The organism is Duganella sacchari, assembly GCF_900143065.1.
Classification (GTDB): Bacteria; Pseudomonadota; Gammaproteobacteria; order Burkholderiales; family Burkholderiaceae_D; genus Rugamonas; species Rugamonas sacchari.
On sequence record NZ_FRCX01000020.1, the window covers coordinates 12,412 to 23,499 of the forward strand.

Here is an 11,088-nt window from a genome sequence, read left to right on the forward strand (position 1 = left end):
GTCGGATCGCCTTTAGGATGCCTGCTGGCGTTTGTAGATGCGGGCGGCGCGCGCCTTGAGCGCAGCGGCGCCGCTGGCGTCGTTATTGGCTTCGGCCAGCAAGGCCAGATGGCACAGCGCTTCGTAGTGGTCGGGCTGCAGGTAGATGCAGCGCTTCCAGTAGTCTTCCGCCATCTTGGGCTTGTTGGTCAGCTCATTCAGCAGGCCGAGGATGAAGTAGGCCTCGGCCGATTCCGGATGGAGCGCGAGATGGTCGCGGCAGCGCGTCTCCGCCGCCTTGATGTCGCCCAGGTCGGCCAGACGGCGCGCCTCGGCCAGCAGGTTGGCGGCAACTGCGGGCGGTGCGGTAGCCGGCTTGACCGCCGCAGGCGCGGCAACGCGTGGACGCGGCGCTGGCGCGGACGGCGGCAGTGAGGGCGGCGATGCGATGCTGCGGGTGGCCTTGGGCGCTGGCGGCTTGGCGGGCGTGCGCGTGGTGTGCAGCGATTTGCGTGGTGCGGCGGTTTCCTTTTGCAGGCCAAAAGCCTGATTGTGCGACAGCGGCGAAAAGCCGTGCTGGCAGAAGGAGGGCACCTCGGCGTAGCCGGCAAACAGCTGGCCGTCGTCCATCAGCAGCGCCGACAGTTTTTCGATCGCAGCCTTGGTGGTCGGCTTATCGAAGTAGATCAGCAGGTTGCGGCAGAAGACTACGTCGTAATAGCCGGCGCGCGTACTCAGGTCGAACTCCAGCAGATTGCCCTGCTTGAAGCGCACCTGCTTGCGGATCTCGTCGTTGACGCGGTAGTCGCCGTCGCCGGCGCTGGTGAAGTGCAGGTCGCGGAATGCCAGGTCCTGCGCGCGGAAGGCGTTGCGTCCGTAAATGCCGCTCTTGGCACGCGCCACGCAGGTGGGACTGATGTCGAACGCGTCCACCATGAAGTTCTCCGGCGGGATGCCGGCGTCCGTCAGCACCATGGCGATGGTGTAGGGTTCTTCGCCGCCTGCGCAAGGAATCGACAGGATGCGGACCAGGCGGTCGTTATTGGCGGCCAGGCGCGCGCGCGCGAAGTCCGTCATGGCGACGAAGGCTTGCGGGTCGCGGTAAAACCACGACTCCGGCACCACCACCAGTTCCACCAGCGCGGTCATCTCCTCCGGCGTCATCTGCCTGAGATAGTCGTCGTGGTCCTTGGCGGCAGTCTGCTCCATGCGGTTCTTGATCGCGCGCTCGACGATCGACTTGGACAGATTCAGTCCCGTCGCGGCGCGCAGCATGGTTTGGGCCGGCGTCATGATGCGCTGTCCGCCGTCTGGAACAGCAGGGCGCGCAGTCCGGCTGGCAGCAGCTGTTCCAGTTCGACCAGTTGCAGCATGCCTTGCTGGTCGCTGGCCACCTTGCCGAGGAAGGACGCGGCTTGCACGCCGCTGTCGGCCAGCTGGTCGTCGCGCACGTCCTGTACGCCCAGGACGCGTTCGGCGCGCAGGCCCAGTGGATGGTGCGTACCTTCCGGTGTCACATAGTCCGTGACGATGATGCGCGTGTCGAAGTGGTCTTCGCCGCTGGGCATGCCCGCCGCGCGACACAGGTCGATCACCGGCACCGAGGCGCCGTGCAGGTCCATCAGTCCCGCCACGGGATCGGGCGCCAGCGGCAGCTGCTTGAGTTCCAGCAGCGGCAGCACGCGCACCACATCCCGCAGGCGCAAGCCATAACGATCGGCGCCGATGTGGAAGACGAGTAGTTTCATGGCCGCTCCGCCTTACACCGCCACCGCGAAGTTGGCGACGCTGGTTTGCAGGTCGCCCGCCGCGTATTGCAGCTGGTGCACCGCTTCGCTGGTGGCCTTGAGCGATTCCACCGTCTGCTGGGTGGCGTCGTTCAGTTGCATCATGGTGGCGGTGATCTGCTCCGCACCGACCGCCTGCGACTGCATGCCTTGCAGGACCACGTCGAACTGTGGCGCCAGTTTCTGCACCTGGTCCATCACGCCGGACAGCTGGTCCGTCACCTGGCGTACTTCGCCGACGCTGCGGCGTATCTCTTCGGAGAATTTGTCCATGCCCATCACGCTGGCGGAAACGGCGGACTGCATCTCTTTCAGCATCTGCTCGATGTCCCAGGTGGAGACCGAGGTCTGGTCGGCCAGGCGGCGGATTTCCGTCGCCACCACCGAAAAGCCGCGTCCCGCCTCGCCAGCCTTCTCGGCTTCGATGGCGGCATTCAGCGACAGGATGTTGGTCTGGTCGGCCACCTTGGTGATGGTGGTCAGCACGCTATTGATGTTGGATGCTTTCTCCGACAGCGCCGCCAGCTTGGCGTTGATCGAATCGGTAGCGGACACCATATGCTGCATGGTGCTGTCCATGCGGCGCAGATTGTTCTGGGCGTCGGCCGTGGCGCTGGTGGTGTAGTCGGCGACAGCGGTGGCTTCTTCCATGGTCTTGAGCAGCTGCGAGGTGTTGGCCGAGATTTCCTTGGTGGTGCTGAGGATCTCGACGCTGGTCTGCGCCTGCTCGATGCCGGTGGCTTCCTGCTGCTTGGCGGAGGCGGCGATTTCGGTGGCCGAGGTGGTCACCTGAATCCCGGCCTTCTGCACATTGTTCAGCAGCGCGCGCAGGTTTTCAAACATGCGGTCCAGGCCATTGGCCAGCTTGCCGATGGCGTCGTCGCCTTGCACTTCGATCTTGCCGGTCAAGTCGCCCGACGCCGCCTTGGAGACCACGCCCAGCAAGGAGTCCACCTTGGACTTGAGCAGGTTGGTGGCGGCCAGTTCATTGGCCAGGCTGTCCTGGATCGACTGCGCCATGCGATTGAATTCGGTCGTGACATCCCCCAGCTCATCGCCCGACAGCACTAGCGCGCGCGCCGACTGGTCGCCAGCGGCGATTTTATGCACGGCGTGCGTCAGATTGTTGAGTGGCGCCAGCAGCGAACGCACCAGCAGCCAGGCGATCCCCAGCGACAGCGCCACGCACACCATTCCACCGCCGGTGAGTATCATCCGCATGGTCTCCTGCAGACGCTCAGAAGCCTTGCTGCGGTCGGCCAGCAGGCGCTGTTCTTCGGCCGCCGCGTCGTCCATGTATTTGTAGATGGCGCCGATGACGGATGACGTGGCCCCCGACAGTTGCGGCGTGCGGCCCATGGCGTCAGCGGCGCCGGGCTTGTCGCCCAGTTCCTGGCGCATCTTGATTTGCGTCTCGATGACTTCCGCACTCCAGGTCTGGATCATCTCGTCCAGTTTCTTGAAGCGCGTGACCTGGGCCGGATTATCGGCCGTCAGTTTTTGCAGCGCGCTGATGGAGGCAGGCAGATCGGTCATCTCCTTGCGGGTGCGTTCCAGGCGCGCCGCGTTCCCGGTCAGGTAGTAGCCGCGTGCTTCCACCTGCACTTGTAGCAGATCGTTGCGCAGCACGTCGATGGCCTGGATCACATCCATGGTGTGGCGGTCCCACGCATTCGCCTCCGACAGGCTCATAAAGCGGTTGTAGGCGATCGCTAGTAACACCAGGATGATGGCGAGAATGGCGCTAAAACTCAGGTACAGCTTCTTTTTGATGCTCAAGTCGTTAAACATTTTTTCTCCAGGACTGGCGGGGGCGCGCTTGCACGCGGCATTGTCCCATACCGGCCATTTTTATGGTTTTCAGCTAGCTACCGCAAAGGTGGCAACGCTGCTTTGTAGCCCGCCCGCCGCATACTGCAACTGGTGAACCGCTTCACTGGTCGATTTCAGCGATTCCACGGTTTGCTGGGTGGCGTCGTTCAACTGCATCATGGTTTCATTGATCTGGGCAGCGCCGATGGCTTGGGACTGCATGCCCTGCAGGACGAGATCGAACTGTGGGGCCAGTTTCTGCACCTGGTCCATGACGCCGGACAGTTGATTGGTCACCTGGCGCACTTCGCCGACGCTGCGGCGTATCTCTTCGGAGAATTTGTCCATGCCCATCACGCTGGCGGAGACGGCGGACTGCATTTCCTTGAGCATCTGTTCGATGTCCCAGGTGGAGACGGAGGTTTGGTCTGCCAGCCTGCGGATTTCTGTGGCGACGACGGAGAAGCCGCGTCCCGCCTCGCCAGCCTTCTCGGCTTCGATGGCGGCATTCAGCGACAGGATGTTGGTCTGGTCGGCCACTTTGGTAATTGTAATCAGAACGCTGTTGATGTTGCTAGCTTTTTCCGACAAGGCCGCCAGTTTGGCGTTAATCGAGTCGGTGGCGGTGACCATGGTCTGCATGGTGCCGTCCATGCGTTTGAGGTTGCCCTGGGCATCGGCAGTGGCGTGGGTGGTGTAGTCGGCCACCGAGGTGGCTTCCTCCATGGTCCTGACCAGCTCCGTGATGTTGGCCGAGATTTCCTTGGTGGTGCTGAGGATTTCAACGCTGGTCTGGGCTTGCTCAACGCCGGTGGCCTCCTGCTGCTTGGCCGACGCCGCGATTTCCGTGGCGGAGGTGGTGACCTGGATGCCAGCCTGCTGTACCGCGTTGAGCAGGGTGCGCAGATTGTCGAACATGCGTTCCAGCCCATCGGCCAGCTGGCCAATCGCATCGTCGCCGCGCACTTCGATCTTGCCGGTCAGGTCGCCAGATGCGGCCCTGCTGACCACCCCCAGCAGCGAATCGACCTTGGACTTGAGCAGACCGGAGACGGCCAGTTCCTTCTCCAGGCTGTCCTGGATCGATTGCGCCATCTGATTGAAGGCGATGGACACCTGGCCCAGTTCATCGCGCGAACTGACTTCCACGCGTGCGCCTTGCTCGCCGTGCGCGATGCGCTCGACCACTGCGGCCAGCTGGCTAATTGGTCCGCCCAGCGCCTGCAGCAGGATGGCGCCAATGATGAGCGCCAGCACGATGCAGACGCCGCCGCCCAGCACCAGCAGCAGCAGCATGGCGTCCGACAGGTTGGTGGAGGTACGGCTGCGTTCCGCCAGCAGGCGGTCCTCCTCGTCGGTGATTTCCTTGATTATGCGCCGCGCTTCGCTGATGGTGCGGGTGCCGTTCAGCACATCGGCAGCGGTGGCGCCTTGCGCCGCACCGGCACGGCGTTTTTCCAGCTGCGGATTGACGACCTTGTCGAGCCAGTTGTTGAGGAAGGGCGTCAGGCGCTTGAGGCGCGCTTGCTGGTTGGGGTTGTCCGACGTGAGCCGCGTGACTTCGGCCAGATGGTGGCGCATGGTCTCCTCTTCTGCGGCGATCTGGCTGGCGATGTTTTCATCGCCGGTCAGCAGGAAGCCGCGCGTGGAGCTCTGGATCTGGACGATGGCGGTTTCGATCTGGTTCGCCTCCAGCAGCACTTCCAGCGTATGCCGGTCCCACCCGCTGGCGGTGGAAAGCCTGGTGAAGTTGTTGTAAGCCATGGCCAGCAGGATGACGATGATGGCAACGATGGCGCCAAATCCCGTGGCGAGTTTTTTCTTGATACTGAGGTTCTTAAGCATGGTTGCTCCACTCTCGATCAGGGCGTGGAAGCAATGTATCAAAAAAATGGCCGCTCAGCGAGCGGCCATTGATGCGGTGAAGCGGAGCGTGGATTACTGGCCGCGCTTCAGGCGTGCGTTGGCGGCGATCCGCATGCGCAGCGCATTCAGTTTGATGAAGCCGCCGGCGTCGGCCTGGTTGTAGGCGCCGCCGTCTTCATCGAAGGTGGCGATGTTCATATCAAACAGGGAGTCGGTCTTGGAGTCGCGCGACACCACGATCACATTGCCCTTGTACAGCTTGACGCGCACCCAGCCGTTGACGGTGGCCTGGGTGTGGTCGATCAGGGTTTGCAGCGCGACGCGCTCTGGCGCCCACCAGTAGCCGTTGTAGATCAGCGAAGCGTAGCGTGGCATCAGGTCGTCCTTGAGGTGGGCGACTTCGCGGTCCAGCGTGATCGATTCGATGGCGCGGTGCGCGCGCAGCATGATGGTGCCGCCCGGGGTTTCGTAGCAGCCGCGCGACTTCATGCCGACGTAGCGGTTTTCCACCAGGTCCAGACGGCCGATGCCATGCTTGCCGCCCAGGCGATTCAGTTCGGTCAGCACCGCGGCTGGCGACAGGCGCACGCCGTTCAGCGCAACGATGTCGCCTTTTTCGTATTCGATGTCCAGGTATTCGGCTTCGTTGGGCGCCTGCTCAGGGCTGACGGTCCAGCGCCACATCGATTCTTCGGCTTCGGCGCTTGGGTTTTCCAGGTGACGGCCTTCGAACGAGATGTGCAGCAGGTTGGCGTCCATCGAGTACGGCGCGCCGCCGTTCTTGTGTTTCATGTCGATGGCGATGCCGGCGTCTTCCGCGTACTTGAGCAGTTTTTCACGCGACAGCAGATCCCATTCACGCCATGGCGCGATCACTTTCACGCCCGGTTTCAGCGCGTAGGCGCCCAGTTCGAAACGCACCTGGTCATTGCCCTTGCCGGTGGCGCCGTGCGAGATGGCGTCGGCGCCGGTTTGGTTGGCAATTTCGATCAGGCGCTTGGCGATCAGCGGACGCGCGATCGAGGTGCCCAGCAGGTATTCGCCTTCGTACACGGTGTTGGCGCGGAACATCGGGAAGACGAAGTCGCGGACGAATTCTTCACGCACGTCATCGATGTAGATGTTCTCTGGCTTGATGCCGAACTTCAGCGCCTTGGCGCGTGCAGGTTCCAGCTCTTCACCCTGACCCAGGTCGGCGGTGAAGGTGACGATTTCGCATTGGTAGTTATCCTGCAGCCATTTGAGAATGACCGAGGTATCGAGGCCGCCCGAGTAGGCGAGGACTACTTTTTTAATGTCGCTCATGCTAGTTCCAAAGTGTGTGTGAAGTGTTCTTTATTTGCCGTCCAGACGGCCGAGCAGCAGGTATTCGATCAGCGCCTTCTGGATGTGCAGGCGGTTTTCCGCCTCGTCCCAGACCACCGATTGCGGACCGTCGATGACGTCCGCCGAGACTTCCTCGCCGCGGTGCGCGGGCAGGCAGTGCATGAACAGGGCGTCCGGCGCGGCGCGCGCCATCTTGGTGCTGTCCACGATCCAGCCGTCGAAGGCTTTCAGGCGGGCGGCGTTTTCCTCTTCGTAGCCCATGCTGGTCCAGACGTCGGTGTTGACCAGGTGCGCGCCCTCGCAGGCGTCCGATGGGTTGGCGAACAAGGTGAAACGGTCGGTGGAGACCAGCGACATGTCCATCTCGTAGCCGTGCGGCGTGGAGACGTTGACGTGGAAGCCGAATACCTCGGCCGCCTGCAGCCAGGAGTACAGCATGTTGTTGGCGTCACCTACCCACGCCACCGTCTTGCCGCTGATCGAGCCACGGTGTTCGATGTAGGTGAAGATGTCGGCGAATACCTGGCATGGGTGATGTTCATTGGTCAGGCCATTAATCACCGGCACGCGCGAATTGGCGGCGAAACGCTCGATAATGTCCTGGCCAAAGGTACGCACCATGATGATGTCGCACATGCGCGACATGACCTGGCCGGCGTCTTCGACCGGTTCGCCGCGCCCCAGTTGCGAGTCGCGGGTGTTGAGATAGATAGCAGCGCCGCCCAACTGGTGCATGCCGGCCTCGAAGGACAGGCGGGTACGGGTCGAGTTCTTGTCGAACACCATGACCAGGGTGCGGTCGATCATCGGGTGGTAGATCTCGTAATTCTTGAACTTGCGCTTGATGATATGCGCGCGTTCAATCACGTATTCATACTCTTCCAGCGAGAGGTCGGAAAACTGCAGGTAATGCTTGATCGGTTTTTGCATGGGCATAATGACAACTGACAGATGGCTGAAGCTTAGCCGATCAATTATAAAGGCAATTCGGCGAATAGGGCTAATCGCCGCAGATTATGCTGTCTATACAGGTGCCACGGTGCGCTGCAGGTGCTGCACAAACACGCTGGCGAGACGGTGGCGGTCGCCGGGACAGCGGCCGGGCAGGTAGTTGCCATCCTTGACAATGAAACCATGCTCGGGATGTGCTTCGCTGTCGCGCCTGGAGAGCAGCGGGCCGTCGTCGAAATCCTCAGGGCAGTGCAGGGCGCGGCGCACTTCTGCGCGCACGGTTTCTTGGTAGGTGCGGTACGTAAGGCAGCGGCGCGTTGAAGGCGGGCGAAGCGGCCATGGCGCGATAGCGCGCCAGCGCCGGCTTACGTGTCATCAGAAAGTAATTCAGCAGGCCGAAACCGATGTCGGTCAGGCGGCGGTCGGCGTGGCCGGGCGCACCGGCGGGCAGGATGCACAGTATCTGCATGGGTCAGTGGTAGATCTGCGTGGTGGCGGACTGCTTGTGTTCCGGTGCGGTCAGCGGCAAGTCCAGCGTGAACGTGGTGCCGTCGCGCGAACTGTGCACCGTAATCAGGCCGCCCATCAGCGAGGTGATGATGTTGTAGCTGATCGACAGTCCCAGGCCGCTGCCGCCTTGCCCCAGCTTGGTGGTGAAGAACGGGTCGAAGATGCGCGACATATGTTCCGGCGCGATGCCGCCGCCATTGTCGCGGAAGGTCACGACTACGCGGCCATCCACCGGCGATTGCGCGCGCAGCCACATGCTGCCGCTGCGTTCACGCGTGAACGCATGCAGCAACGCGTTGTTGATGAAGTTGGCGATGACCTGGCCATACGGCCCCGGATAGCTGTCCAGCGAAATCGCTTCCGGCACCTCGATCTCGATGCGGTGATTCGAGCCGCGGATGCGGTTCATCATGGTCGCGATGACTTCATGCGATACCTGCGCCAGATTGAACATGCGGCGCTGCTCCGTGGTGCGGTCGACCGCCACCTGCTTGAAGCTGTTGACCAGGTTGGCGGCGCTGTTCAGGCCACGCATCACCAGCTCGTGGGCCTTGCGCGCGTCTTCCAGATAGGTGGCCAGCGATGAACGTTTCAGGCCGGGACCATTCATCTGCGCTTCCAGCTCCTCGGTCTTTTGCTTGAGCGTGGAGGCGATCAGCAGGCTGTTGCCGATCGGCGTATTGAGTTCGTGCGCCACGCCCGCCATCAGCGCGCCCAGCGCGGCCAGCTTTTCCTGCGAGACCAGCTGGGTTTGCGCGTCTTTCAACTGGCGATAGGCTTCGGCATTATCCAAAGCGATGGCGCCGTAAGCGCACAGTGTACGGAAGATCAAGCGTTCGCGTTCGCCGTAGGCGTTGCGCTGCCTGCTTTGCACGGTCATCACGCCCAGCGTTCGTTCGCCCACCAGCAGCGGCACGTACAGGGCGCTGGTCATGAGCTGCGTGCCCGGTGCGAGGAAGATGTCTTCCGGGCCGGCATCAGCGACGTAAATCTCTTGGCGTTCGCGCAGGCTGCGGGCGGCGTTGGCGCGCGGGTTGGCGATTTCAATGGTGTTGTTGGCCAGCGGCTGGCCGTTCTCCATGCCGAACACGCGGCTGATGGTGTCGCAGCCCGGGTCGCAGATGTAGACCGCCATTGAATTGGCCGGCAACAGCGCCTGCACGTGGCGGTCCAGCGCCTTGAACACGGCGTCGGCATCGAGGTGGGTGGTGATCTCCTGGCCAATCGCCGACAGGCGCTCCAGCGTGGACGTGGTCTGCTGCAGCACCTGCACGCGGCGCGCTTCCGACGCCGCCAGTTCGCGATGATGGTGGCCTTCGGCACGGGCGTTTTCAGTCTGGTGCTGCACCTGCATGGCGATGGCGCGGTTGGTGGCATCCTGGCTGTGGGTCTTCTCGCGTGCCGCTGCCGCCTGCTGCGCCGATGCGTAGGCTTTCTGGTAGTCGCCGATCTGCGCGTACTCGCGCGCCAGCGCTTCATGCAGATCGGCGGGCAAGGTGTAGCCGCTGATGTGGCCCGCCACCGCGAGCGCCTTGTGCAGGAAGTGCAGAGTGGCGTTAGGTTCGGTCATGCCGAGCGGTGTCGGCAACTGGTGGCGCAGATGGATCAGCGACATCACGCGCAGTGCCGCCACCTGGTTGTAGCGGTCGGCCTGCTGCTGCGCGAGGTAGGCCGCCTGTTCGGCCATCGCCATCGCTTCCTGTGGACGGTCGAGGAAGCACAGTGCGTGCGCCTGGCCGCGCCGGGCCACGCTCTGGAAGTCGGCGTGGCGCAGCGCCTCGCCGCGTGCTTCCAGCTTGCGGAAGGCGTCCAGCGCGGCGGTGTAGTCGCCTTTGTCGAGCGACAGGTCGCCGAGATAGTGCAGGGCGGTGGCGTAGCTGCGCGCGCCCGACAACGGCGTCAGTATCTGCAAGGCTTCCTGCAGCAGCTCACCGGTCGCCTCCAGGCGGCCCAGGCGGCGCATGGTGTCGGCCGTGTGCATCAGACAGGCGCCGATGCTGCGCGGCCAACCGGTAGGCCGTGCCAGATCGAGTGCGCTTTCCATCCATTCCAGCGCTGCGTGGTGGTCGTTGAGCAGCGTGAAATCCAGGCCGATATTGATGGCGGCGGTGATGGCCATGCGCAGCTGGCCGGTTTCCAGCGCGGCTTCGTAGCAGCGCAGGTAGTGCGCGGCGGCGCCGCCGAAATCGCTGGCCTGGCTGGCGGCCAGACCGTAGTAATCGTAGACCCAGCTGGCGACAGTCTGCAGCGCTTCGTCGTCCTTGCTGAAGCGTTGCGCCCAGCGCTGCTGCGCGCTGGGCAGGTCATGCAGCACGCTCCAGCGCGCGTTGACGGCATCGGCAATGGCGCAGCGTTGGGTGTCGCCGGCTTCGCGCGAGGCGGCGGCCATGGATTCGAGTTCGGTTTCCGCGCGCAGATGGTTGCCGCCGTCGATGGCGACCCAGGCGCGCAGCCAGTGGGCGTCGGCGCGGCCGATGGCGTTGTTGAGTGTGGTGAAAGTGGCACAGGCATCAGCCGCCTGTTCGTCGGCGGCGTCCAGTTTGCCGGCCAGCCAGTTGCCTTCCGCCTGCACCAGCAGGAAGCGCGCGGCGATCGCCTGCGCATCGGCGTCGGGAAGGCCGGCGGCGGGCAGCATCGCCATGCCTTCGCTGGCCAGCTCCAGCGCGCGCGGCGTGTCGCGCTGGCGCAGATGCCATGCCAGCGGCAGTAGCATCGGCAGCCGCGCAGCACCACGCAAGGGTGGCAGGGCTGCCTCCCAATCGGCCAACGCGTCATCCAGCGCAAACATGTCCATCACATACCTTCCTTGTACCGCGCGCCGCAGCTGGGGCTGGGCTGCTGATGGAAACGCACGGAA

General features: G+C 63.4%; 9 protein-coding genes. All 9 read right to left on the bottom strand.

All coding sequences use genetic code 11. The features are described from left to right. Positions 1-12: 12 nt before the first annotated feature. Positions 13-1,272 (bottom strand): CheR family methyltransferase, encoded by a 1,260-nt coding sequence (locus BUA36_RS28180; RefSeq protein ID WP_072790255.1) that lies wholly within the window; start codon positions 1,270-1,272, stop codon positions 13-15. Further along, positions 1,269-1,727 carry a chemotaxis protein CheW gene (locus BUA36_RS28185; protein WP_072790258.1) on the bottom strand — a complete coding sequence of 153 codons (459 nt, stop codon included), beginning with the start codon at positions 1,725-1,727 and terminating at the stop codon, positions 1,269-1,271. The genes BUA36_RS28180 and BUA36_RS28185 overlap by 4 nt, the downstream gene beginning before the upstream one ends. Positions 1,728-1,739: 12 nt before the next feature. After that, on the bottom strand, positions 1,740-3,557 hold the full coding sequence (locus BUA36_RS28190) for a methyl-accepting chemotaxis protein (RefSeq protein WP_072790262.1): 1,818 nt from the start codon (positions 3,555-3,557) through the stop codon (positions 1,740-1,742). Positions 3,558-3,626: 69 nt separating this feature from the next. Continuing rightward, positions 3,627-5,423 (bottom strand): methyl-accepting chemotaxis protein, encoded by a 1,797-nt coding sequence (locus tag BUA36_RS28195; protein WP_072790266.1) that lies wholly within the window; start codon positions 5,421-5,423, stop codon positions 3,627-3,629. A 93-nt stretch (positions 5,424-5,516) separates the two neighbouring features. After that, positions 5,517-6,749, bottom strand: a complete 1,233-nt coding sequence (locus BUA36_RS28200; RefSeq protein ID WP_072790269.1) for an argininosuccinate synthase — start codon at positions 6,747-6,749, stop codon at positions 5,517-5,519. A 30-nt stretch (positions 6,750-6,779) separates the two neighbouring features. Continuing rightward, positions 6,780-7,706, bottom strand: coding sequence for an ornithine carbamoyltransferase (gene argF / locus BUA36_RS28205; RefSeq protein ID WP_072790273.1), 927 nt, complete (start codon positions 7,704-7,706; stop codon positions 6,780-6,782). 87 nt (positions 7,707-7,793) lie between these two features. Beyond that, positions 7,794-8,000, bottom strand: coding sequence for a hypothetical protein (locus BUA36_RS28210; RefSeq protein WP_139260721.1), 207 nt, complete (start codon positions 7,998-8,000; stop codon positions 7,794-7,796). Beyond that, a complete protein-coding gene (locus tag BUA36_RS28215) occupies positions 7,963-8,190 on the bottom strand; it encodes a hypothetical protein (RefSeq protein ID WP_072790279.1) in 228 nt (75 codons plus the stop codon). The genes BUA36_RS28210 and BUA36_RS28215 overlap by 38 nt, the downstream gene beginning before the upstream one ends. A 3-nt stretch (positions 8,191-8,193) precedes the next feature. Beyond that, entirely contained in the window at positions 8,194-11,025 is a 2,832-nt protein-coding gene (locus BUA36_RS28220) for an ATP-binding protein (protein ID WP_072790282.1), read from the bottom strand. Positions 11,026-11,088 lie beyond the last annotated feature (63 nt).